21 protein-coding genes are annotated in these 24,283 nt (G+C 70.5%); 2 read left to right on the top strand and 19 right to left on the bottom strand.

The annotated features are described in order from the left end of the window. Positions 1-2: 2 nt before the first annotated feature. A complete protein-coding gene (locus ACFY5B_RS16110; protein WP_389969371.1) occupies positions 3-641 on the bottom strand; it encodes a dienelactone hydrolase family protein in 639 nt (212 codons plus the stop codon). Positions 642-679: 38 nt separating this feature from the next. On the opposite strand from ACFY5B_RS16110, the gene ACFY5B_RS16105 reads away from it, so the two are divergent. Then, on the top strand, positions 680-1,816 hold the full coding sequence (locus ACFY5B_RS16105; RefSeq protein ID WP_389969369.1) for a mechanosensitive ion channel family protein: 1,137 nt from the start codon (positions 680-682) through the stop codon (positions 1,814-1,816). 209 nt (positions 1,817-2,025) lie between these two features. Here ACFY5B_RS16105 and ACFY5B_RS16100 read toward each other — a convergent pair whose 3' ends face one another. The 6 genes from ACFY5B_RS16100 to ACFY5B_RS16075 all read right to left on the bottom strand — a co-directional run bounded on the left by ACFY5B_RS16100 (position 2,026) and on the right by ACFY5B_RS16075 (position 7,726). Continuing rightward, positions 2,026-2,766 (bottom strand): SDR family NAD(P)-dependent oxidoreductase, encoded by a 741-nt coding sequence (locus ACFY5B_RS16100; protein ID WP_389969367.1) that lies wholly within the window; start codon positions 2,764-2,766, stop codon positions 2,026-2,028. Between the two features lie 60 nt (positions 2,767-2,826). Next, positions 2,827-4,413 carry a Na+/H+ antiporter gene (locus ACFY5B_RS16095; protein ID WP_389969365.1) on the bottom strand — a complete coding sequence of 529 codons (1,587 nt, stop codon included), beginning with the start codon at positions 4,411-4,413 and terminating at the stop codon, positions 2,827-2,829. A gap of 95 nt (positions 4,414-4,508) precedes the next feature. Next, positions 4,509-4,976 (bottom strand): GNAT family N-acetyltransferase, encoded by a 468-nt coding sequence (locus ACFY5B_RS16090; protein ID WP_389969363.1) that lies wholly within the window; start codon positions 4,974-4,976, stop codon positions 4,509-4,511. Then, positions 4,973-5,917, bottom strand: a complete 945-nt coding sequence (locus tag ACFY5B_RS16085; protein ID WP_389969361.1) for an RluA family pseudouridine synthase — start codon at positions 5,915-5,917, stop codon at positions 4,973-4,975. Before ACFY5B_RS16085 ends, ACFY5B_RS16090 begins: the two co-directional genes overlap by 4 nt. 43 nt (positions 5,918-5,960) lie before the next feature. Further along, on the bottom strand, positions 5,961-6,620 hold the full coding sequence (lspA, locus tag ACFY5B_RS16080) for a signal peptidase II (RefSeq protein ID WP_389969359.1): 660 nt from the start codon (positions 6,618-6,620) through the stop codon (positions 5,961-5,963). Between the two features lie 89 nt (positions 6,621-6,709). Then, the gene (locus ACFY5B_RS16075) at positions 6,710-7,726 is read right to left on the bottom strand and encodes a TraR/DksA family transcriptional regulator (protein WP_389969357.1); all 1,017 of its coding nucleotides are present in this window, start codon (positions 7,724-7,726) and stop codon (positions 6,710-6,712) included. Between the two features lie 613 nt (positions 7,727-8,339). On the opposite strand from ACFY5B_RS16075, the gene ileS reads away from it, so the two are divergent. Continuing rightward, on the top strand, positions 8,340-11,483 hold the full coding sequence (ileS, locus tag ACFY5B_RS16070; protein ID WP_389969355.1) for an isoleucine--tRNA ligase: 3,144 nt from the start codon (positions 8,340-8,342) through the stop codon (positions 11,481-11,483). Between the two features lie 195 nt (positions 11,484-11,678). Here the strand turns inward: ileS and ACFY5B_RS16065 are convergent, their stop codons facing one another. The 12 genes from ACFY5B_RS16065 to murF all read right to left on the bottom strand — a co-directional run bounded on the left by ACFY5B_RS16065 (position 11,679) and on the right by murF (position 24,281). Then, a complete protein-coding gene (locus ACFY5B_RS16065; RefSeq protein WP_389969353.1) occupies positions 11,679-12,803 on the bottom strand; it encodes a DivIVA domain-containing protein in 1,125 nt (374 codons plus the stop codon). A gap of 55 nt (positions 12,804-12,858) precedes the next feature. Further along, the gene (locus ACFY5B_RS16060; RefSeq protein ID WP_033312669.1) at positions 12,859-13,146 is read right to left on the bottom strand and encodes a YggT family protein; all 288 of its coding nucleotides are present in this window, start codon (positions 13,144-13,146) and stop codon (positions 12,859-12,861) included. Between the two features lie 58 nt (positions 13,147-13,204). Further along, positions 13,205-13,846 carry a cell division protein SepF gene (locus tag ACFY5B_RS16055; RefSeq protein ID WP_062926338.1) on the bottom strand — a complete coding sequence of 214 codons (642 nt, stop codon included), beginning with the start codon at positions 13,844-13,846 and terminating at the stop codon, positions 13,205-13,207. Between the two features lie 129 nt (positions 13,847-13,975). Next, complete coding sequence (locus tag ACFY5B_RS16050; RefSeq protein WP_389969351.1) at positions 13,976-14,695, bottom strand: YggS family pyridoxal phosphate-dependent enzyme; 720 nt, start codon at positions 14,693-14,695, stop codon at positions 13,976-13,978. 6 nt (positions 14,696-14,701) lie between these two features. After that, positions 14,702-15,433 carry a peptidoglycan editing factor PgeF gene (gene pgeF / locus ACFY5B_RS16045; protein WP_389969349.1) on the bottom strand — a complete coding sequence of 244 codons (732 nt, stop codon included), beginning with the start codon at positions 15,431-15,433 and terminating at the stop codon, positions 14,702-14,704. 10 nt (positions 15,434-15,443) lie between these two features. Beyond that, the gene (gene ftsZ, locus ACFY5B_RS16040) at positions 15,444-16,637 is read right to left on the bottom strand and encodes a cell division protein FtsZ (protein ID WP_184912396.1); all 1,194 of its coding nucleotides are present in this window, start codon (positions 16,635-16,637) and stop codon (positions 15,444-15,446) included. Between the two features lie 288 nt (positions 16,638-16,925). Beyond that, complete coding sequence (locus ACFY5B_RS16035) at positions 16,926-17,720, bottom strand: cell division protein FtsQ/DivIB (RefSeq protein ID WP_389969347.1); 795 nt, start codon at positions 17,718-17,720, stop codon at positions 16,926-16,928. A gap of 26 nt (positions 17,721-17,746) precedes the next feature. Next, positions 17,747-18,844 (bottom strand): undecaprenyldiphospho-muramoylpentapeptide beta-N-acetylglucosaminyltransferase, encoded by a 1,098-nt coding sequence (gene murG, locus ACFY5B_RS16030; RefSeq protein ID WP_389969345.1) that lies wholly within the window; start codon positions 18,842-18,844, stop codon positions 17,747-17,749. A gap of 6 nt (positions 18,845-18,850) precedes the next feature. Further along, positions 18,851-20,215, bottom strand: a complete 1,365-nt coding sequence (ftsW, locus tag ACFY5B_RS16025; RefSeq protein ID WP_389969343.1) for a putative lipid II flippase FtsW — start codon at positions 20,213-20,215, stop codon at positions 18,851-18,853. Positions 20,216-20,350: 135 nt separating this feature from the next. Continuing rightward, on the bottom strand, positions 20,351-21,793 hold the full coding sequence (gene murD / locus ACFY5B_RS16020) for a UDP-N-acetylmuramoyl-L-alanine--D-glutamate ligase (RefSeq protein WP_389969341.1): 1,443 nt from the start codon (positions 21,791-21,793) through the stop codon (positions 20,351-20,353). Beyond that, entirely contained in the window at positions 21,775-22,866 is a 1,092-nt protein-coding gene (mraY, locus tag ACFY5B_RS16015) for a phospho-N-acetylmuramoyl-pentapeptide-transferase (protein WP_389969926.1), read from the bottom strand. Before mraY ends, murD begins: the two co-directional genes overlap by 19 nt. Further along, positions 22,866-24,281: a UDP-N-acetylmuramoyl-tripeptide--D-alanyl-D-alanine ligase gene (murF, locus tag ACFY5B_RS16010; RefSeq protein ID WP_389969339.1), complete on the bottom strand. Its 1,416-nt coding sequence runs from the start codon at positions 24,279-24,281 to the stop codon at positions 22,866-22,868. The genes mraY and murF overlap by 1 nt, the downstream gene beginning before the upstream one ends. Positions 24,282-24,283: the final 2 nt, after the last annotated feature.

Below are 24,283 nucleotides of genomic sequence, written 5' to 3'. Positions count from 1 at the left end.
CGCTACAGGGTTTCGAGGAAGCCGAGCGCCACCCGCCAGGTGGCCTCGGCGGCCTCCTCGTCGTAGTCCGGCAGGTCGGGGTCGGTGTAGAGGTGGCCGGCCCCGGCGTACCGGTACACCTCGACGTCGGCGCCGGTGCGGCCCATCTGGAGGTACCAGGCGCTCAGCCAGTCGTCCGTCTCGAACGGGTCCGGCTCCGCCACGTGCAGCTGGACCGGCAGGTCCGGGGCCGTGACGTCCGGCGCGATGTCCGACGTGCCGTGCAGGAGGAGCAGGCCGCGCGCCTTCTCGTCGCCGAGGGCGAGGGTCTGCGCGATGGAGGCGCCGAGCGAGAACCCGGCGTACACCAGCCCGCGCTCGGAGTAGGGCGCGGCGGCCAGCACGGCCCGCTTCAGCAGCTCCTCCTTGCCGATCTTCTCCTTGTGCTCCATGCCCTCCTCGACCTCCTCGAAGGTGCGTCCCTCGAAGAGGTCGGGTGTCCACACCTCGTGTCCGGCCGAGCGCAGTCGGTCAGCGGCCCGGAGCACCGCGGGCCGCAGCCCGAAGGTCGAGTGAAAGAGCATGATGTTCATGAGGCCATGGTGCCAGCCGGGTGTGACGAGCCGGGATCGCGGCACTACCCATGACGCAACGGAAGTCACATGTTCATGCCCCCCGGGAGCCGGTTAGGTTCGGTGGCATGGAGAACCTGCTACGACCGCTGATCGTGGTCGGTGGCTCGGTCGTGCTCACGCTGGTGATCGGCTGGGCGACCGACTTCCTGCTGCGCAAGGCCGACGCACGGCACCACGAGACCCCCCTGTGGGGTTCTCTCCGCCGTGGCCGCATCCCGTACCAGCTCGTGCTGTTCGCGGCCCTGCTGAGAGGCTCGTACGACGAGGCGCAACTGCTGGAGAACCACCGGGACGGCATCGGCCGGACGCTGACACTGCTGCTGATCGGTTCCGCCGCCTGGCTGGTCATCCGGATCGCGGCCGCGATCGTCGAGACGTCCTACAGCCGCTACGCCAACGGGCACGCCCAGCGCGATCCGGCCCGGGTGCGCCGGGTGCGCACCCAGGTGACGCTGATCATGCGGGTGGTCTCCGCGATCGTCGCCGTGGTGGCCGCGGCCACGATGCTGCTGACGTTCCCGGCGTTCAAGGCCGCGGGCGCCTCGCTCCTGGCCTCGGCGGGCATCCTCGGCATCGTCGCCGGTGTCGCCGCCCAGTCCACGCTGGGCAACTTGTTCGCCGGGCTGCAGATCGCCTTCGGCGACATGGTGCGCATCGGCGACACCGTGGTCGTGGACGGCGAGTGGGGCACGGTCGAGGAGATCACACTGACGTTCCTGACCGTCCGCACCTGGGACGAGCGCCGCATCACCATGCCGGTGTCGTACTTCACGTCCAAGCCGTTCGAGAACTGGTCGCGCGGCACCCCGCAGATGACCGGCACTGTCTTCTGGCACGTCGATCACTCCGCGCCGGTGGAAGCGATGCGCGAGAAGCTGCGCGACATCCTGCGCGAGTGCCCGGCCTGGGACGGCCGTGCCTACAACCTGACCGTCACGGACAGCACCCCGAGCACCATGGAGGTGCGGGCCCTGGTGACGGGCAAGGACGCGGACGACATCTGGACGGTGCGGGTCACGGTCCGCGAGCAGATGCTCAGCTGGCTGGCGGACGAGCACCCGTACGCGCTGCCCCGGGTCAACACGGCGGACGCGATCCTCCCGCCGTCCTCCCGCAGCAACGGCCACCGCCCGTCCCCGGAGGCCGTGCCGGCCCAGCAGCGCCGCTATCACGGAAACGGCTCCGGACGGCCGGGGCACTGACGGCACGGGCCGACGCCCGTACGGACGACCGGAGGGCTGCCCGCGCCGCGGGCAGCCCTCCTCCGTGCTGTCGGGTCAGTGGCCGCGCCCTACGCCGCCGTCGACCTGACTGCCTGACTGTCGGGTCAGTGGCCGCGCTCGGCGCCGCCGTCGACCTGACTATCGGGTCAGTGGCCGCGCTCGGCGCCGCCGTCGACCTGACTATCGGGTCAGTGGCCGCGCTCGGCGCCGCCGTTGACCTGGATGATCTGCGAGGTGATGTGCCCGGCGCCCGGGGACGCCAGCCAGTGCAGGGTCTCGGCGACGTCCCCCGGGGTCCCGGCCCGCCCGTTCGACGTCTCGCCGATGAGCCGGTTGCGGCGCTCCTCGGCCATCGCGTCACCGAAGAACTCGGTGTCCTCGATGTACCCGGGCGCGACCACGTTCGCGGTGATGCCGCGCGGCCCCAGCTCCCGGGCCAGATCGTGGGCATAGGGATGCAGCCCCGCCTTGGCCGCCGCGTACGCCCCGCTTCCGGATCCCCGGTAGGCGGCGATGGAGCTGAGGAACAGCACCCGGCCACCGGGCTCGGCGAGCCGCGGCTTCAGCGCCTCGGTGAGCAGGACCGCGGTCAGAGTGTTGAGCCGGAAGTTCACGTTCCAGGTGTGTGCGACGGCCGCGAGGGGATCGCCCTCCGGGGCCTCCGGTTCGAGCAGTCCGCTGCCACCGGCACTGTGCACGAGCACGTCCACGGGCCCCAGCTCGCGCTCCACGAAGGCGGCGACACCGCGCACGTCCTCCGGCTCGGCGAGATCGGCCGCGTACGTCAGCGCGCCGGGCACCTCGGCCTTCTCCAGCACCTCGGCCCGCCGCCCGAGCAGCAGCACCCGGTCCCCGCCGGCGGCGAACACCCGGGCCGCCGCGAGCCCAATTCCCGTACCTCCGCCACTGATTACTACATTCCGTGCCATGTGGACGACCCTACGACGCCCCGGCCGCCCGCCGTCAAACCGGCAGCCGGAGCGGCCGGCTCACCGCAGGCTACGGACGTCGAGGTGCCGCAGAACCCGGTCGACCACCTCGGGATCCGCCCCGGGCTCGCTGCGCGCCGCCAGCACCTCGTGCCGCGCCGCGCTCAGCATCTCCTGCTGGATCCGCCGCACCCGCTTCACCCGCCGGGCCCCCTCCCGGTACGCCTCCCGGCGCTCGTCCTCGGCGAGTTCGGGACTGATCCGCACGCCGATGTCGTAAGCCCGCCGCAGCATCTGCTCGGACAGCTCCTCCGGCAGCTCCTCGCTCCCCTCGATCTCCCGCAGCCGCTGCTTCGCCGCCTTGGCCGCCCGGATGGCGAGCGCCTTGGCGAACTCCTTCTCCTGATCCGTGTCGGCCTTCACCCCGAGCCGCCGCACCAGCCACGGCAACGTCAGGCCCTGCAGCACCAGTGTCGCCATGATCACCCCGAACGCGATGAAGATGATCTCGTCCCGGCTGGGGAACGGCACCCCCGAGTCGGTCTCCAGCGGAATGGCCAGCACCAGCGCCACCGAGGCCACTCCGCGCATCCCCGACCACCACATCACCACGGTCTCGCGCCAGCTCACCGGGATGTCCTCGTCGTAGTCCCGCCGCGCGTGCAGCCGCTTCGTCAGCCAGGTCGCCGGCAGCAGCCACAGCAGCCGGGCGAACACGACGACGACCACCACCACCGCCGCCCACCAGAGCAGCTCGCCCCACCGCCCGGAGGCCGTGCGGATCGCGTTGTGCAGCTCAAGACCGACCAGCCCGAACGCCACTCCGGTGACGAGGGTGTCGACGATGTTCCAGAAGGTGTGCCCGGCCAGCCGCGTCATGACGTCGTCGGCGTCGGAGCCGTACTCCGCGAGGAACAGCGCGGTGGTGAGCACGGCGAGCACTCCGGACCCGTGCAGTTCCTCGGCCATGACGTACGAGGCGTACGGCACCAGCAGGGTCAGCCCGATCTGCAGGGTCGCGTCGCCGAGCACCTCCATCAGCTTGTTGGCGCCCCAGCCCAGCGCGAGCCCCACGGCCACCGCCACCACGGCCGACAACACCAGGTCGAGCCCGGCCTTCCAGGGCGAGAACGTCCCGCTGACGGCCGCGGCGATCGCCACGTGGTAGAGGACGATGGCCGTCACGTCGTTGAACAGTCCCTCGCCCTCCAGGATCGACACCAGCCGGCGCGGCAGCCCCAACTGCCCGGCCACGGCGGTCGCCGCGACCGGGTCCGGCGGGGCCACCAGCGCGCCCAGCGCGAACGCCGCGGCGAGCGGCAGCCCCGGCACGATGGCGTCGGCCACGGCGGCCACGCAGGCCATGGTGACGAACACCAGCGCCACGGCGAGCAGGAAGATCGGCCTCTTGTTCGCCGCGAACTGCCGCCAGGACGTGCGCCGCACGGCGGCGTACAGCAGGGGCGGCAGCAGCAGCGGCAGGATCAGGTCCGGCGCGATCTCGACGTTCGGCACGAACGGGAGCAACGCGAGGACTATCCCCAGGAGCGTCATCAGCACCGGGGCGGGCACCTTGAACCGGTCCCCGACGGGGACACTGATCACGGCCCCGAGCAGCAGCACGAACAGCAGGGCCAACTGATCCACGGTCAGCGCTCCGGAAGGTCAAATGTTCACACGACTGACCTCAAGCCTGCCACGCAACTCCCGGGACAAACCGTTTCGGCACCCACCACGTGGGGCTAAAGCGAACGCCGCATCCCCTGGTGCGGAATGCCCGCCTCCAAGTACTCGGGCCCATAGGGCTCGTACCCGAGCCGCTCGTAGAAACCGAGTGCGTGCGTCTGCGCGTGCAGGTCCACGGCCGTCAGCCCTCGCGCGCGTGCCACGTCCTCGATGGCCCGCACCAGGGCGGCGCCGACACCGAGTCCGCGCGCGGGGCCCGCCACGGCGAGCCTGCCGAGGGAGCCCACGGACGGGGCCCCGCCGGTCTGCGCGACGGCCGCCTCCCCGTGCAGCAACCGACCGGTCCCGAGCGCCACACCGTCCTCACGGACCGCCAGCACATGGACCGCGCCGGCGTCGTACGCGTCGTACTCGATGTCCTCGGGCACGCCCTGCTCGCCGACGAAGACCTCCTTGCGCACCGCGAAGCACGCCTCCCGATCGGCCGGGTCCTCGGCGACCCGCACCACGTACGGGGTGCTCACGCCCAGGTCTCCTCGCGGACCTGGTCGAGGGCCTTCTGCAGGTCCTCCGGGTAGTCGCAGGAGAACTCCACCCACTGCCCGTCCCCGGGGTGCTCGAAGCCGAGCCGTACCGCGTGCAGCCACTGCCGGGTCAGGCCGAGGCGCTTGGCGAGCGTCGGGTCGGCTCCGTAGGTGAGGTCGCCGACGCAGGGGTGCCGGTGCGCGGCCATGTGGACGCGGATCTGGTGCGTGCGGCCGGTCTCCAGCTTCACGTCGAGCAGGGAGGCCGCGCGGAACGCCTCCATGAGGTCGTAGTGCGTGACGGACGGCTTGCCCTCGGCGGTGACGGCCCACTTGTAGTCGTGCTGGGGGTGCCGGCCGATGGGCGCGTCGATGGTGCCGCTGGTCGGGTCGGGGTGGCCCTGGACGAGCGTGTGGTACCGCTTGTCGACCGTGCGCTCCTTGAACTGGCGCTTGAGCGAGGTGTACGCCCGCTCCGACTTGGCCACGACCATCAGCCCCGAGGTGCCCACGTCGAGCCGGTGCACGATGCCCTGGCGCTCGGCGGCGCCGGAGGTAGAGACGCGGTACCCGGCGGCGGCGAGCCCACCGATCACGGTCGTCCCGGTCCAGCCCGGGCTGGGATGCGCGGCGACACCGACCGGCTTGACGATCACGACCACGTCGTCGTCGTCGTGCACGATCTCCATGCCCTCGACCGGCTCGGCGACGATCTGCACCGGCGCGGGCGCCTGCGGCATCTCGACCTCCAGCCAGGCGCCGCCGTGCACGCGCTCCGACTTGCCGACCACCGACCCGTCGACCGTGACCTTCCCCGCGGCGGCGAGCTCGGCCGCCTTGGTACGGGAGAAGCCGAACATGCGGGAGATGGCGGCGTCGACGCGCTCGCCCTCCAGGCCGTCGGGCACGGGCAGGGTACGGATCTCGGGAATCGTGCTCACCCGTCGAGTATGCCGGACGGCCACGACGGGGCCGTACGCGCGCTCAGTCCTTGTGGACGGTCCCGTCCGGGTCGAGGCCCTTGAACGACAGCAGCACGATCAGGATGCCGCCGCACACGATCGCCGAGTCGGCCAGGTTGAAGACGGCGAAGTGCTTGGGCGCGATGAAGTCCACGACCGCCCCCTCGAAGACGCCCGGCGCCCGGAAGATCCGGTCGGTGAGGTTGCCCAGCGCACCGCCGAGCAGCAGGCCGAGCGCGATCGCCCAGGGCAGGCTGTAGAGCTTGCGGGCGAGGCGGGCGATCACCACGATCACCGCCGCCGCGATCATGGTGAAGATCACGGTGAAGGCCTCGCCGAAGCCGAAGGCCGCGCCCGCGTTGCGGATCGCCTCGAACTTCAGCCAGTCCCCGACGATCTCGATGGGCGGGTGGTGCTCCAGCTTGGCGACCACGATCAGCTTGCTGATCAGGTCGAGGGCGTAGGCGAACGCGGCGACGGCGAACAGCACCGCGATCCGGCGCTTGCCCCGGGGCCGCCCGGCGGTGGCCTCCGGCTCGCCGGTACCGGACGTTCCCGACCCGGCCGCCGGGTCGGTGCCGGGCTCCCCGGCCGGGGTGCCCTCGGCGTCGGGCCGCTCCTTGCCGCCCCCGGCCGCGTCCGGTGTGTCCGGCGTACCGATGATGCGCTCCGCCTCTGCCACGTGAGTCCCTCAACCTAGGTGCCTGACTGAGGACGAGGGTACGGCACGCCCTGCGCGTCCTACGTGCTCAGGAGGCATTCGGCGGCCGGTCAGTACCGGCGCTCCTGCTTCTGCTTGCACTCCACGCAGAGCGTGGCCCGCGGGAAGGCCTGCATACGTGCCTTGCCGATGGGGCTGCCGCAGTTCTCGCACAGGCCGTAGGTGCCCGCGTGCAGGCGTTCCAGGGCGCGCTCGGTCTGGAGGAGCATCTCGCGCGCGTTGGCGGCCAGGGCCAGCTCGTGCTCGCGGGTGATGTTCTTGGTGCCGGTGTCCGCCTGGTCGTCGCCCGCGCCGTCCCCGGAGTCCCGCATCAGGCCCGCGAGGGACCGCTCCGACGACGTGATCTCCTCACGCAGCCGGGTCTCCTCGGAGGTCAGCTCGGACCGCGCCTCCTCGACCTCCTCCGCCGTCCAGGGGTCCTCGCCGGGGCGTACCGCGAGCTCGCCGGGCTCCGCCGCGGCGACCCGTGCCTTGGGAACGGCGGTCTTCGCCGCCGTGGCCGGGCCAGGAGTCTTCTTCGCAACCACCGTCGTCGCTCCCGTCTGCTGCGCGGCCTCGGCCGCACCCGCCTTCTTGGCCGTGCTGGTCGCGGCCGTGTCCTGTGTGACCGCGCCGGTCGGGGCAGCGCCCTTCCCGGCCGCGCTCTTCGTGGTGGTGCTCTTGCCTCCGGCGCCCTTCACGCCCGGGGCCTTCTTGGCGGCGGCCTCAGCGCCTGCCGCCTTCGCTCCGGCGCCCTTCTCGCCCGGGGCCTTCTTGACGGCGGCCTTCCTGCCGGCCGCCTTCGCGCCGGCCGCCTTCCCGACGCTCGTCTTCCCGACGCTCGTCTTCCCGACGCTCGTCTTCCCGACGCTCGTCTTCCCGACGCTCGCCTTCTCGGCCGAGGTGACCTTCCCGGCCGACGGCTTCTTCCCTGCCGTCCGCTTCCCCCCAGCCCGCTCGGCCGGCCCCCGCTCCGCCGATCCCCCCTGCGTGGACTTCTTCCCGCCCACGTCCTTCGCAGCGCCGCCGGAGGCCTTCGCGGACGTGCCGGACGCCGGCTGCTGTACGGCGGTCTTCTTCGCCACCATGGCCGCGGCCCCTTCACATATTGTGATCTTGCTCGCGAATCGTGCTGGGACGATAAATCGACTCGAGTCCCGCGGCAACGGGGCACACCGCTCGATTCGCCCGCCTCGCGCACGCCGCGCGGCGAACCTGCATCCGTTGTGCCCAGCTCCCCGCCCGGTAATCCGCCGAGCCGGACGTCCCAGGATCCGAACACCTATACCGTGCTATTCGGGTCATCAAACCCCATATCGCACCTCACGCGGCACCCCATCCCCACCGTCTCGAAAACCGGTCGGCCGCTGTCCGCGCGGCGCCGTACACTGGGCGGAGCGAAAAGCGTGGATGGGGACGAGTAGCGGCGTACGCAGCCCAGAGCGACCCGGGGACGGTGGAAGCCCGGGGGCGAGCGCGACGTGAAGATCACCCCGGAGCCGCCGGAAGAAAGCCGGAGCCAGTGAGCGACGGCCGGTAGACCCGGCATCGCGACCCCAATGAGGGGGCTCGCCGGCGCACACCCCGTGCCGGAGGGCCAAGGAGGGTGGTACCGCGGGAGCGCGCCGAAGGCGGCGCAGGCAGACGTAGCTCTCGTCCCTCCGGACGGAAGGCAGCAAGTCCGCCGGAGGAAGCCCGCTGATGACATCGCCGACGTACCGCCAGGTGCCCGCCCAGGTCGACCTGCCCGCCCTCGAGCACGCCGTGCTCGACTTCTGGCGCGAGCAGAAGATCTTCGCCAAGAGCCTGGAGCAGTCCGAGGGCCGCCCCGAGTGGGTGTTCTACGAGGGCCCGCCCACCGCCAACGGCATGCCCGGTGCCCACCACATCGAGGCCCGCGTCTTCAAGGACGTCTTCCCCCGCTTCCGCACCATGCGCGGCTACCACGTCGCCCGCAAGGCCGGCTGGGACTGCCACGGCCTCCCGGTGGAGCTCGCCGTCGAGAAGGAGCTCGGCTTCTCCGGCAAGCAGGACATCGAGGCCTACGGCATCGCGGAGTTCAACGCGAAGTGCCGCGAGTCGGTGACCCGGCACACGGACGCCTTCGAGGCGCTCACGACCCGCATGGGCTACTGGACCGACCTCCAGGACCCGTACCGCACGATGGACCCCGAGTACATCGAGTCCGTCTGGTGGTCGCTGAAGGAGATCTTCAACAAGGGCCTGCTGGTCCAGGACCACCGCGTCGCCCCCTGGTGCCCCCGCTGCGGCACGGGCCTGTCGGACCACGAGCTGGCGCAGGGCTACGAGACGGTCGTCGACCCGTCGGTCTTCGTCCGCTTCCCGCTCACCTCCGGCCCGCTGGCCGGCGAGGCCGCGCTCCTGGTGTGGACGACGACCCCCTGGACCCTGGTGTCCAACACCGCCGTCGCCGCCCACCCCGAGGTCACCTACGTCGTGGCGACGAACGGCGAGGAGAAGCTCGTCGTCGCCGAGCCGCTCGTGGCCAAGGCCCTCGGCGAGGGCTGGGAGACCACCGGCCGGACCTTCACCGGCGCCGAGATGGAGCGCTGGACGTACCAGCGCCCCTTCGAGCTGGTGGAGTTCCCGGCCGAGGCCCATTTCGTGGTCAACGCCGAGTACGTCACCACCGAGGACGGCACGGGTCTGGTCCACCAGTCCCCCGCCTTCGGTGAGGACGACCTCAAGGTCTGCCGCTCCTACGGCCTGCCGGTCGTGAACCCGGTCCGCCCGGACGGCACCTTCGAGGAGGGCGTCCCGCTCGTCGGCGGCGTCTTCTTCAAGAAGGCCGACGAGAAGCTCACCGCCGCCCTCGACGAGCGCGGCCTGCTCTTCAAGCACATCCCGTACGAGCACAGCTACCCGCACTGCTGGCGCTGCCACACCGCGCTGCTCTACTACGCGCAGCCCTCCTGGTACATCCGCACCACGGAGATCAAGGACCGCCTCCTCGCCGAGAACGAGGGCACCAACTGGTTCCCGGACACGGTCAAGCACGGCCGCTACGGCGACTGGCTGAACAACAACATCGACTGGGCGCTGTCCCGCAACCGCTACTGGGGCACCCCGCTGCCCATCTGGCGCTGCGAGGACGACCACCTCACCTGCGCCGGATCCCTCGCGGAGCTGTCCGAGCTGACCGGCACGGACCAGTCGGGCCTGGACCCGCACCGCCCGTTCATCGACGAGGTCACCTTCGCCTGCCCGCAGGGCGGCTGCGGCAAGACGGCCACGCGCGTGCCCGAGGTGATCGACGCCTGGTACGACTCGGGCTCGATGCCGTTCGCGCAGTGGGGCTACCCGTACAAGAACAAGGAACTGTTCGAAGCCCGCTACCCGGCGCAGTTCATCTGCGAGGCCATCGACCAGACCCGCGGCTGGTTCTACACGCTGATGGCCGTCGGCACGCTCGTCTTCGACAAGTCGTCCTACGAGAACGTCGTCTGCCTCGGGCACATCCTCGCCGAGGACGGCCGCAAGATGTCCAAGCACCTGGGCAACACCCTGGACCCGATCCCGCTCATGGACCGGCACGGCGCCGACGCGGTCCGCTGGTTCATGGCGGCCGGCGGCTCCCCGTGGGCGGCCCGTCGCGTGGGCCACGGCACGATCCAGGAGGTCGTCCGCAAGACGCTCCTGACGTACTGGAACACGGTCGCCTTCCAGGCCCTCTACGCCCGTACTGCGGGCTGGGCCCCGTCCGAGGCCGACCCGGCCCCGGCCGAGCGCCCGGTCCTGGACCGCTGGCTGCTGTCCGAACTGCACGCGCTCACCGACCAGGTCACCCAGGCCCTGGACGCCTACGACACCCAGCGCGCCGGCAAGCTGCTGTCCGCGTTCGTCGACGACCTGTCCAACTGGTACGTGCGCCGCTCGCGCCGCCGCTTCTGGCAGGGCGACAAGGCCGCCCTGCGCACGCTGCACGAGGTCGTCGAGACGGTCACGCAGCTGATGGCTCCGCTGACCCCGTTCATCGCCGAGCGGGTCTGGCAGGACCTGATCGTCCCGGTCAGCCCGGGCGCCCCCGAGTCGGTCCACCTGTCGTCCTGGCCGGAGGCGGACCTCACCGCCATCGACCCGGAGCTGTCGAAGCAGATGGTGCTGGTGCGCCGCCTGGTGGAGCTGGGGCGTGCCACGCGCGCGGAGTCGGGCGTCAAGACGCGTCAGCCGCTGTCCCGCGCGCTGATCGCGGCGACCGGCTTCGACGCGCTGGGCTCCGAACTGCGCACGCAGATCACGGAGGAGCTGAACGTCGAGTCCCTGGCGACGCTGAGCGAGGTCGGTGGCAGCCTGGTCGACACCACGGCGAAGGCCAACTTCCGCGCCCTGGGCAAGCGGTTCGGCAAGCGCGTCCAGGACGTGGCCAAGGCCGTCGCGAACGCGGACGCGGCCGCCCTGTCCCTGGCCCTGCGCGAGGGCACCGCGTCGGTCGAGGTCGACGGCGAGACCGTCACGCTGGCGCCCGACGAGGTCATCATCACGGAGACCCCCCGCGAGGGCTGGTCGGTGGCCTCCGACTCGGGCGCGACGGTCGCCCTGGACCTGGAGATCACCGAGGAGCTGCGTCGGGCGGGCCTGGCCCGGGACGCGATCCGCCTGATCCAGGAGGCCCGCAAGAACAGCGGCCTCGACGTGGCCGACCGCATCGCGCTGCGCTGGACGGCGACCGACCCGGCCGTCACCGAAGCACTGGCCGAGCACGCCGGTCTGATCGCCGACGAGGTCCTGGCAACGGACTTCGCCCAGGGCGAGGCGGACGACACCTACGGCGAGCCCTTCACCGACGAGGGCCTGTCCCTGACGTTCCGCCTGCGCAAGGCGTAGGACTCAGGCCGGACAGCCCGAAGGCCCGGGCCCGCCAAAGATCTTGGCGGGCCCGGGCCTTCGGCGTTGCGTACGCACGAACACGGGTGCGCGGTGACGAACGCACGGAGCAAAAGGGCGAGGCCCCGGGTGGGAACCCGGGGCCTCGCCCTGAACGCTGCCGACGTCTATGCCGTACTACTGGCCATCAGGCCGTCAGTTGTCATCCTCGTCGATCAGGAAGCCCCGCATCGGCGAGGGCGCCTGACCCATCGGGGACGGGCCCTGCGGACGGACCGGCGCCATCGGCTGGGTCATCGCCGGCGACATCTGCTGCTGACCGCCGTAGGACGGACCGGACGGCGAGGGTCCGCCGCCCATCGTCTGGTTGCCACCGCCGTAGGACGGGGCGCTCGCGCCGGCCGGAGCCATGGAAGGCGCCGGGGACGGCGGGAGGGACGCGGTCGCCGGGGTGCGCGGCGGAGCCAGCGAGTCGTCGGCCTGGGTCTCCAGCTGGCGCAGCTGCGACTCCAGGTACGACTTCAGGCGCGTGCGGTACTCGCGCTCGAAGCCGCGCAGGTCCTCGACCTTGCGCTCCAGCGTGGCGCGGGCGGACTCCAGGGAGCCCATCGCGACGCGGTGCTTCTCCTGCGCGTCCCGCTCCAGGGCATCGGCCTTGGCACGGGCGTCACGCTCCAGACCCTCGGCGCGCGAGCGCGCCTCGCCGACGATCTTGTTGGCCTCGGAACGAGCCTCGGCGATCGCCTGGTCGGCGGTCTGCTGGGCCAGCGAGAGGACACGGGCGGCACTGTCGCCACCGGGGCCTCCCTGACCGGGGCCGCCCATCGGGCCGCCCATGGGGCCGGGGCCGCCCATCGGGCCGCCCATCTGCTGCTGCATCGGGGGCTGGCCCATCGGACCCGGACCCTGGCCCATCGGACCGGGACCCTGGGGTCCACCCTGACCGCCGGGACCGGCGGGCAGCTGCGGGGCACCGCTCGGCAGCTGGGGCGGACCACCCATGGGGCCACCCATCTGCTGCTGCGGCGGGCCCGATATGCCGGCGGGGACGGGACCACCCGGACCGCGCATACCCTGCTGCTGCTGTTGCTGCTGCTGATCCTGCTGCTCGGGAGGCTTGCGCATGTTCTGCTGGTTCTGCGCAGCAGCGCGCGTGGCCGCGGCCAGTTTGGCGCGCAGGTCCTCGTTCTCGCGGAGCAGGCGGGTCAGTTCGGCTTCGACCTCATCGAGGAAGGCATCGACCTCGTCCTCGTCATAGCCTTCTCGGAGGCGGACGGTCGTGAACTGCTTGTTCCGCACGTCCTCGGGGGTCAACGGCATTTCTTCACCTCAACGTTGTCGTCGGCAGTCGGCAAGACCGTATCTGTCACATCGCTCACATCGCGTTCCGCACGAGCGTGATCAGGATGTAGACGATGATCATCAGTACGAAGAAGGACAGGTCGAGCGCCACGCCCCCGAGACGCAGCGGCGGGATGACCCGCCGCAGAAGCTTGAGCGGTGGATCGGTGACAGTGTAAGTGGCCTCCAGAACGACCACCATCGCCTTGCCGGGTTGCCACGAGCGGGCGAACTGGAAGACGTAGTCCATGACCAACCGGAAGATGAGCACGATGAGGAAGACCATCAGCGCGATGTAGAGAACCTGCAAGACCACGCTCATGACTGGTGCTTCCCTCTCCCCTGTTCCTGATCCGTGCTGCTGTTTCCGGTGGTGCGTCTCAGCTCTGGTTGAAGAACCCGCCCTCTGCGATGCGGGCCTTGTCCTCCGCCGTGACATCGACGTTAGCAGGCGACAACAGGAACACCTTCTGCGTCACCCTCTCGATACTGCCGTGAAGACCAAACACCAAACCGGCCGCAAAGTCGACAAGTCGCTTCGCATCTGTGTCGTCCATCTCAGTCAGATTCATGATCACCGGGGTGCCTTCACGGAAGTGTTCCCCGATGGTACGGGCCTCGTTGTAGGTCCGTGGGTGAAGCGTGGTGATCCGGTAAGGCTCTCGTTCGGACACGACCTTGGGCATGATCACCGGTGCGTTCTTCTCCAGATTTGCGCGTTCTTGTGTGATGGACGCCACGGGCGCGATGCGCGCCGGGCGGCTGGATTCCGCGGGTAGCGAAGCGGAGCGGGCGGCCGGTTCGCGAGGCGCGGGCGGCTGTACGACTCGTACCTCTTCGTCCCTTTGGGGCTGATGTGAGACGTGCGGCTGGTGGGACGGTTCGTGCCGTCGGTGGTCCCGCTCGGGCTCCGGGTCCAGTTCGGGTTCGAAGTCGTCGTCGGGGTCGAATCCGCGGCCGTCGTACCCATCGTCCTCCACGAGGCCGAGGTAGACCGCCATCTTGCGCATCGCGCCGGCCATGCTCTGAGTCCTCCGCTCTGTGGTGGATCGGCTGACGACTGCCAAGTGCCCGCGATCCACGTGGTCCTTGAATCCGCCTTTCGGCGGCAATGACCATATTTTCTGCTGTGGTCCGACTTCTTGGCGACGTTACCCGAGCCTGGGGCGGACTCCGAGTACCGCGCTGCCGACGCGCACATGTGTCGCTCCGGCCGCCACGGCCTGTTCGAGGTCCGTACTCATCCCTGCCGAGACCATGGTGGCAGCCGGATGACTCCTGCGCAGGTCGGTCGACAAAACCACCAACCGCTCGAAGGCCGCCAGTTCGCGCCCGGCGTATTCGCCGGTGAGCGGCGCGACGGTCATCAGTCCGTCGAGCCGGAGCCCCGGCGCGCCGGCCACGAGATCGGCCAACTCCCCGATGCCGCCGGGGGCGACGCCGCCCCGCTCGCCCCGGGCGCTCTCACCGGCGTCGAGCGCGACCTGGAGGAGGCATCCCAGTTCGCGCCCGGTCCGGTCGGCCTCCTTCGACAAAGCTGTGACGAGCTTGGAACGATCGACGGACTGCACGAAATCCGCGTAACCGACCACCGAGCGCACCTTGTTGGTCTGGAGTTGACCGACAAAGTGCCAGGTGAGGGGCAGATCCGCGCAGGCCGCGGCCTTGGGGGCCGCGTCCTGGTCGCGGTTCTCGGCGACGTGCCGCACACCGAGTTCCGCGAGGATCCGCACGTCGCTCGCGGGGTAGGTCTTGGTGACCACGATCAGGGTCACCTCGTCGCGCGCCCGCCCCGCGGCCGCGCACGCGTCGGCGATACGCCGTTCCACCTTCGCCAGATTCGCGGCGAGTTCGTCCTTACGGTCCGTCATGTCCTGTCAGTCCAGCCACACATAAGCCGCGAGCCGACCGGTGGTCCGGTCGCGGCGGTACGAGAAGTGATCGCGCGACTCCAGCGTGCACACCGGCGACTGCTCCCGGTCACGCACTCCTAGCCGTTCGAGCTGGGCGTGCACTCCGGCGCTCACATCGACCGCCGGCGTGCCCCAACTGGTCTCGGCGTACGCCGCCGGCTCCACGGCGGACACCTCGGCGCGCATCGCCTCGGGCACTTCGTAGCACCGGCCGCAGACGGTGGGCCCGGTGCGGGCGACGATCCGGGAGGGCTCGGCGCCCAGTTCCGTCATCGCGCGCAGTGCGGCCGGCACGACTCCGGCGATCATGCCCGGCCGGCCCGCGTGGGCCGCGGCGACGATTCCGGCGACCGGGTCGGCGAGCAGCACCGGCACGCAGTCGGCGGTGAGCACGGCGAGGGCGAGCCCCCGGCGCGTGGTGACGATCGCGTCGACCGACGGGATCCCGGTCGACGGTCCCCACGGTCCGTCCACCACCGCCACGTCGGCCCCGTGCACCTGGTTCATCCAGACGACACGGTCCGGCTCGACGCCCAGGTGCTTGGCGGCCAGGTCCCGGTTGGTGCGTACGGCGTCGGGATCGTCACCGACCGCACCTCCGAGGTTGAGCTCCTCATACGGAGCGGCGCTCACCCCGCCCCACCGGTCGGTGAAGCCGAAGTGCGCGCCGCTCGCGCTTTCGCGCTGTCCTATCACGACTGAAGGATCACTTGAGGAAGTCCGGTACGTCCAGTTCCTCGGCCGCGCTGTCCGAGTAGGTCCGCGGCGCCGGCGGGACCGGCGGGGCGACCGGGATGTCCTTGACCGGCTCGGGCGCGGGCTCCGGGTCCTCCTTCGGGGTCACGCTGCCGAGTGATCCGAAGGACGGACGGCTCTCGGTCTGCCGTGCCGGGGCCGGCTCCTCGCGCTTGGCCGAGGACGAGCCGAGGACGTTGTCCCGCTTGGCGGGCGGCTGACCGCCGTCGAAGCCGGCCGCGATCACGGTGACCCGCACCTCGTCGCCGAGGGCGTCGTCGATCACCGCACCGAAGATGATGTTGGCCTCGGGGTGGGCCGCCTCGCTCACCAGCTGGGCGGCCTCGTTGATCTCGAACAGACCGAGGTCCGAGCCACCGGAGATGGAGAGCAGCACACCGCGGGCGCCGTCGATGGACGCCTCCAGCAGCGGCGAGGAGATCGCCATCTCGGCGGCGGCCACCGCGCGGTCGTCACCGCGGGCCGAGCCGATGCCCATCAGGGCCGAGCCGGCCTCGGACATGACCGACTTGACGTCGGCGAAGTCGAGGTTGATGAGGCCCGGGGTGGTGATGAGGTCGGTGATGCCCTGGACACCGGAGAGCAGGACCTGGTCGGCCGACTTGAAGGCGTCCAGCACCGAGACCTGGCGGTCCGAGATGGACAGCAGCCGGTCGTTCGGGATGACGATGAGGGTGTCGACCTCTTCGCGGAGTTCGGCGATGCCGTCCTCCGCCTGGTTCGCGCGGCGCCGCCCCTCGAAGGTGAACGGGCGCGTGACCACGCCGATGGTGAGGGCACCGAGCGAGCGGGCGATGTTGGCCACGACGGGCGCGCCGCCGGTGCCGGTGCCGCCGCCTTCACCGGCTGTCACGAAGACCATGTCGGCCCCCTTGAGGACCTCCTCGATCTCCTCGCGGTGGTCCTCGGCGGCCTTGCGGCCCACGGCCGGGTTGGCTCCGGCGCCGAGTCCGCGGGTGAGTTCACGGCCGACGTCCAGCTTGACGTCGGCGTCGCTCATCAACAGAGCTTGCGCGTCGGTGTTGATGGCGATGAACTCGACGCCCTTGAGACCGACCTCGATCATCCGGTTGATGGCATTGACACCACCGCCGCCGACACCGATGACTTTGATGACTGCGAGGTAGTTCTGCGGTGCTGCCACGTCGAAGGCCTCTCGCCTCGAGTTACGTGTCGCCGAATCAGCGTGACGCCCTGCGCCCCGCGACCCGACGACTGATGCCGAATGGGACGGTCCGTTTCGCCGACCCGAACCCTAACCCTGAAGTTTAGGGTTACCAGTGTGTCCGTTCCTTGGAGTCTTCTGAACAGGACACTAAGTCGACAAGTGGCGCGCGTTCAACGAACACGCCGAACCTCCCGTTTTTCTTTTCACCCTATGTGATCAGCCGTAGCACTGCCCAACCAGGGTGCTGGCCTGCTCGGATGTGCGTCAACTCGCCGATGACGCGGGTGCGGTGGGGACACTCACGTCGAAGTACCCCGCATCGGGCGAGGCTTTCATCAGAGCGGTGAGCGTACGGGCCTTCGCGGCGCCCTTCTCACTGCTTCCCCAGACGACCGTGCGACCGTCCCTCAGCTCCAGCGAGATGGCGTCGTAGGAACGGACCTTGACGGTCTGTGTCTCGCGCGCGACGGCGGCCGGAAGCGCGCGGGCGACGCGGACGGCCTCGCGCACCAGCCGGGGCTCGCCGAAGCGGCGCAGGCTCGCGGCGGCGGAGCCGGACCGGGTGAGCGTCAATTCCAGCGCCGGGACGCCTTTCGGGGCTTCGGAAACCGTGGCGAAGCGGACACCGTCATCGTCCACTTCGATGAACTTTCCGCCCTTTTGGACAATCAGAACCGGAGTCCGCTCAACCACTTTCAGGTCGATTCCATGGGGCCAGGAGCGGACCACGTCAACCGCGTCAATTCGGGGCAATTTCCGGCGCAGTCGCGTCTCGATCGCATCGGTGTCGACGGAAATCAGCGGCTTCCCGAACGGAACCTCGGCCGCCGCCTCGACCTGAGCCGGTGTCAGGACGCGGGTCCCGGAGACGGAGACGTGCTCGGCTCGCAGCCAGTCGGAGCCGTAGAACAGCCAGACCGTCGGGATGCCGAGGAAGACCAGGGCGAGGCCCAGGAGGACGATCGCACGGAGCCGGGCACGCCTCGACCGCGGGCGGGGCGGCGGGCCGGACGACTCCTGCTGGCGTTCACCGCGTTCGGCGGTGGTCGATCCGGCCACGCTCCCCTGCCTTCCGTCATACAGTCCTATCGGTGTGCACGGTTGGCGGCGATCGCCTCGTACACCATGCCGACGAGCAGGTCGTCGGCGTCCCGGCGGCCGAACTCGGCGGCGGCGCGGGACATCTGGTACAGCCGGTGCGGGTCGGCGAGCACGGGCAGGACGTTCTGCTGGACCCACTCGGGAGTCAGTTCCGCGTCGTCGACCAGCAGTCCGCCGCCGGCCTTGACCACCGGCTGGGCGTTGAGCCGCTGTTCGCCGTTGCCGATGGGCAGCGGGACGTAGGCGGCCGGGAGCCCGACGGCGGAGAGTTCGGCGACGGTCATCGCGCCCGCGCGGCAGAGCATCATGTCGGCCGCGGCGTACGCGAGGTCCATCCGGTCCAGGTAACTTACCGGGACATAGGGGGGCATCCCCGGCATCTGGTGGACCTGCGGCAGTTCGTTCTTCGGGCCGACCGCGTGCAGGATCTGGATCCCGGCCTGCTGGAGCCAGGGCGCGACCTGCTGAACGACCTCGTTCAGGCGGCGAGCGCCCTGGGAACCGCCGGTGACCAGCAGCGTGGGCAGGTTCGGGTCGAGCCCGAACGCGGCCCGGGCCTCGGGGCGTACGGCGGCCCGGTCCAGGGTGGCGATGGAGCGGCGCAGCGGGATGCCGATGTAGCGGGCGCCCCGCAGCTTGCTGTCGGGCGTGGAGACGGCGACCTGGCTGGCGTACCGCGAGCCGATCTTGTTGGCCAGGCCCGGGCGGGCGTTGGCCTCGTGGATCACGATCGGCACACCCAGGCGCTTGGCCGCGAGGTAGCCGGGCAGGGCGACGTAGCCGCCGAAGCCGACCACGGCGTCCGCCCTGGTGCGCTCCAGGATCTGTTCGGTCGCCTTGATGGTGCCGCGCAGCCGGCCGGGGACCGTGATCAGCTCGGGGGTGGGCTTGCGCGGCAGCGGAACGGCGGGGATCAGCGCGAGTTCGTACCCGCGCTCGGGTACGAGACGGGTCTCGAGGCCGCGCTCCGTGCCCAGGGCCGTGATGCCCACGCTCGGGTCCTGCCTGCGCAGGGCGTCCGCGAGGGCGAGCGCGGGCTCGATGTGGCCCGCGGTTCCTCCGCCGGCGAGTACGACATGCACCGAAATTCACCGCTCTCCGGACGAACGCGCCGCCGAGGCGCGCCGTCGCATCGTGTTCCATCTCCGGGGACTCCGACCGGAACCGGTGCCCCCCGCCCCCCGCTTTCTACCAAAGCGGGGTTGCCGCATCGCAAGCGCCATCCGCGCAGCGGGGTCCTGACGCGCGAAGGCGATCAGCAGCCCGATGGCGAACATGGTCGGCAGCAGGGCGGATCCCCCGTAGGAGAACAGCGGGAGGGGGACGCCGGCGATCGGCAGCAGACCGAGCACCGCACCGATGTTGATCACGGCCTGGGCCGTGATCCAGGTGGTCACGCCTCCCGCGGCATACCTGACGAAGGGGTCCTCCGTGCGTCCGGCCACGCGGATACCCGCATAGCCTAGAGCCGCGAAGAGGGCGAGTACCGACAGCGTCCCCGCCAGGCCCAGTTCCTCACCGGTGACGGCGAAGATGAAGTCGGTGTGGGCTTCGGGGAGTTGGCCCCATTTCTCCACACTCGCACCCAGCCCGGAACCGAAGATTCCGCCCGAGGCGAGGGCGTAGATCCCGTGCACGGCCTGCCAGCAGTCGACGGGCCCCGACTGGGGTTCGGTGGCGCCCAGGCACTGCAGCCGGGCCATGCGGTTGGGGCTGGTCTTGATGAGGATCAGGCCGAGGACGGCGGCGATCGACAGCACCCCGGCGAACAGCCGCGTGGGGGCGCCGGCCAGCCAGAGCAGGCCGAACAGGATGGCCGTGAGGATGATCGCGGTGCCCATGTCGCCGCCGATCATGATCAGGCCGAGCAGCATGAAGGCGGCCGGTACCAGGGGCACGAGCATGTGCTTCCACTGGTTCAGCAGCCTCTTGTCCTGCTTGCGGGCGAGCAGGTCGGCACCCCACAGCACGAGGGCGAGCTTGCCGAACTCGCTGGGCTGGATCTGGAAGGAGCCGCCGAGGGAGATCCAGTTCTGGTTGCCGTTGACCGACACCCCTATCCCCGGGACCTGTACCAGGGCCATGAGAAAGACGGCGCCCGCGAGGATGGGGTAGGCGAGCGCCCGGTGGAGTCTCACCGGCATCCGCGAGGCCGCGAACAGCAGTCCGGTGCCGATGCCCGCCGCGAGCAACTGCTTGCGGAAGAAGTACGAACCCGGCAGCGACATCTGCAGTGCGGTGATCTGGGAGGCCGAGTAGACCATCACCAGTCCCAGCACGGTGATGAGCAGACTGCCGCCGAGGATCAAGTAGTAGGCGGTCAACGGCCGGTCCCAGCCCCTGCGCGCGCGGGTGTAGAGGCTCAGGACGGCGTTCTCACGCGCGAGCCGGGGCGCGACGGGGCGCTTGGGGGCGCGGGGGGTGGGCGGCCGTCCGGTGCGGCTGGTGGGCATCGCGGCTCACCCTGCCGTGCCGGAGGGGAACGGTGCGCGGTGCACGCCCCCAGGCCGCTCGGGCACCAGCCACATCCGTGTCACGCGTCCCTCCCAGGTACGCCCGGCGCCGCCGCCGGGCGAGGCGGACCCGGGTCAGCCGTCGGCGGAGCCGAGCTCACGGACGGCGTCCGCGAAGGCGTCCCCGCGCTTGTTGTAATTGGCGAACATGTCCATGGAAGCGCATGCCGGAGCCAGCAGCACCGTGTCGCCCGGCTGAGCGAGTTTCCGCGCCTCCTGGACCGCCGCGCGCATCGCCCCAGTGTCGGTCCGGTCGAGGTCGACGACGGGTACCTCCGGGGCGTGTCGCGCCAGGGCTTCCCGGATGAGCGCGCGGTCCGCGCCGATCAGCACGGCGCCCCGCAGCCGCTTCGCCGACTTGGCGACCAGCTCGTCGAAGGTGGCGCCCTTCGCGAGCCCGCCCGCGATCCACACGATCGGTTCGTACGCCGCCAACGAGGCTTCCGCGGCATGCGTGTTGGTGGCCTTGGAGTCGTCGATCCAGGCGACGCCGTCCACGTCCGCGACATGCGCGATGCGGTGCGCGTCCGGGGTGAAGGCCCGCAGGCCGTCCCGTACGGCCTTGGCGGGCACGCCGTAGGCGCGGGCGAGGGCCGCGGCCGCGAGGGCGTTGGCGATGTTGTGCGGGGCCGGCGGGTTCACGTCGGCGACCTCGGCGAGCTCCTGCGCGTTCTTCTGCCGGTTCTCGACGAAGGCGCGGTCGACCAGGATGCCCTCCACCACGCCCAGTTGGGAGGGCGCGGGCGTACCGAGGGTGAAACCGACGGCCCGACAGCCCTCCTCGACGTCGGCCGCGCGGACCAGGTCCTCGGTGGCCTTGTCGGCCACGTTGTAGACGCAGGCGATGCGGTTGCCCTCGTAGATACGGCCCTTGTCGGCGGCGTACGCCTCCATGGAGCCGTGCCAGTCGAGGTGGTCGGGGGCGAGGTTGAGCACGGCGGCCGAGTGGGCGCGCAGGGAGGGCGCCCAGTGCAGCTGGTAGCTGGACAGCTCCACGGCCAGGACGTCGTACTGCTCCTCGCCGAGCACCGCGTCCAGCAGGGAGACGCCGATGTTGCCGACGGCGGCGGTGCGCAGGCCCGCCGCCTTCAGGATCGACGCGAGCATCTGGACGGTGGTGGTCTTGCCGTTGGTGCCCGTGACGGCGAGCCAGTCGGCGGCGTCGGGTCCGCGCAGGCGCCAGGCCAGTTCGACATCGCCCCAGACCGGGACGCCCGCCTGTTCCGCCGCCGCGAACAGCGGCTTGTCCGGCTGCCAGCCGGGCGCGGTGACGATCAGGTCGGTGCCCTCCGGCAGAGTCTCGCCGTCGCCGAGGCGCACGGTGACGCCGAGCGCCTCCAGGTCGGCCGCCTGCGCCCGCGCGCGTTCGTCGGCGCCGTCGTTGACGACCGTGACGATCGCTCCGAGGCCGTGCAGCACCTTGGCCGCCGGGACGCCGGAGACGCCGAGCCCGGCGACGGTGACGTGCTTGCCCTGGAAGTCGAAGGGCTCCGAGGAGGTCACTTGTCCGCTGCCCATCCTGCGTAGAAGAGGCCGAGTCCGACGATGACACAAATGCCCTGAATGATCCAGAAGCGGACCACGACGAGCACTTCGGACCAGCCCTTGAGTTCGAAGTGGTGCTGGAGTGGCGCCATCCGGAAGACGCGCTTGCCCGTGAGCTTGAAGGAGCCGACCTGGATGACCACCGACATGGTGATCAGGACGAACAGGCCGCCGAGGAGGGCGATCAGCAGCTCGGTGCGGGAGCAGATCGCGAGGCCGGCGAGCACACCGCCGAGCGCGAGCGAACCGGTGTCGCCCATGAAGATCTTGGCCGGCGAGGTGTTCCACCACAGGAACCCGAGGCAGGCGCCCATCAGCGCGGAGGCCACCACCGCGAGGTCGAGGGGGTCGCGCACCTCGAAGCAGGCGCCCGGGTTCGTCAGCGTCCGCGCGTTGGCGCAGGACTCCTGGAACTGCCAGACACCGATGAAGGTGTAGGCGCCGAAGACGAGCACCGAGGCACCGGTGGCCAGACCGTCCAGACCGTCGGTCAGGTTCACGCCGTTCGACATGGCGAGGATCATGAACAGCGCCCAGACCACGAACAGCACGGGGCCGATCGTCCAGCCGAAGTCCGTGATGAACGACAGCTTCGTGGAGGCCGGGGTGTTGCCGCGGTTGTCCGCGAACTGCAGCGACAGCACCGCGAAACTGACGCCGACGATCAGCTGGCCGGCCATCTTCGCCTTGGCGCGCAGACCGAGCGAACGCCGCTTGACGATCTTGATGTAGTCGTCGAGGAAGCCGACCAGGCCCATGCCGACCATCAGGCCGAGCACCAGCAGGCCCGAGAAGGTCGGCGCCGCGTCGACGTCCGGGTCCAGATAGCCCGTGATCACCTTGGCCAGGAAGTACGCGGCGACCGTGGCCAGGATGAAGGCGATACCGCCCATGGTCGGCGTACCGCGCTTGCTGGCGTGCTCACGCGGGCCGTCGTCACGGATGTACTGGCCGTAGCCCTTGCGGGCGAGCAGCTTGATCAGCAGCGGGGTCCCGACCAGGGTCAGGAAGAGGCCAATGACTCCTGCGAACAGGATCTGCTTCATCATCGGGCGGAAACCTCACCCTCGGCACCGGTCTCGAGCAGCGCCTGCGCCACGCTCTCCAGACCGACCGAACGGGACGCCTTCACGAGTACGACGTCCCCCGGGCGCAACTCGCTGCGCAACAGGTCGACCGCCGCCTGTGCGTCGGACACGTGCACCGACTCCTCACCCCACGAACCCTCGTTATATGCGCCCAGTTGCAGCCAGGCGGCTTCCCTGCCACCGACCGCGACGAGCTTGCTGACGTTGAGCCGGACGGCGAGCCGTCCGACCGCGTCGTGCTCGGCGAGAGCCTCGTCCCCGAGCTCGGCCATCTTGCCGAGCACCGCCCACGTACGGCGTCCCTTGCCCATGGCCGCCAGCGCGCGCAGCGCGGCCTTCATGGACTCGGGGTTCGCGTTGTAGGCGTCGTTGACGACCGTCACGCCGTCCGGGCGCTCGGTGACCTCCATCCGCCAGCGGGAGAGGGAGCCCGCCTCGGAGAGCGCGACGGCGATCTCGTCAGCGGACATGCCCAACTCGTGGGCGACGGCGGCCGCGGCGAGCGCGTTCGACACGTGGTGCTCACCGTACAGGCGCATGGTCACATCGCTTGCACCGGAGGGTGTGTGAAGCCTGAACGAGGGCTGTCCGGTGTCCGTGAGTCGCACGTTCTCGGCGCGAACGTCCGCTTCGCCGGACTCTCCGAAATAGACCACCTTCGCCTTCGTACGGGAGGCCATGGCCCGTACGAAGGGGTCGTCCGCGTTGAGGATCGCGGTGCCGCCGTCGGCCTCGGACGGCAGTGCCTCCACCAATTCGCCCTTGGCCTGCGCGATCTGCTCGCGGCCGCCGAACTCGCCGATGTGGGCGCTGCCGACGTTGAGGACGAGACCGACCTTGGGGGGCGTCAGGCCGGTGAGGTAGCGGATGTGCCCGATGCCGCGGGCGCCCATCTCGAGGACGAGGAACCGCGTCTCCTCGGTGGCGCTGAGCGCGGTCAGGGGCAGCCCGATCTCGTTGTTGAGCGAGCCGGGCGTGAAGACCGTCGGCGCCTTGCGCTGCAGCACCTGCGCGATGAGGTCCTTGGTGCTGGTCTTGCCCGCCGAGCCGGTGAGGGCGACGAGGGTCGTCCCGAGACGCCGTACGACGTGCCGCGCGAGGGCACCGAGGGCGCTCTGGACATCGTCCACGACGATCGCGGGGACGCCGACGGGCCGGGTGCCGAGCACGGCCACCGCTCCCGCCTCGACGACCGCCGCCGCGAAGTCGTGGCCGTCCACCCGTTCCCCGGCGAAGGCCACGAACAGGCTTCCCTGGCCCGCCTCTCGGGAGTCCCGGACCACCGGGCCGGTGACCTGGACGGACGGATCCGGTATGTCGTGCGTCTGCCCGCCGACGACTTCTGCGATCTCGGCGAGGGAGAGGGCGATCACAA

Origin of the sequence: Streptomyces sp. NPDC013187 (genome assembly GCF_042899705.1) — a bacterium.
Lineage (GTDB): Bacteria > Actinomycetota > Actinomycetes > Streptomycetales > Streptomycetaceae > Streptomyces > Streptomyces hawaiiensis_A.
This window is presented reverse-complemented; position numbering and strand designations above follow the sequence as displayed.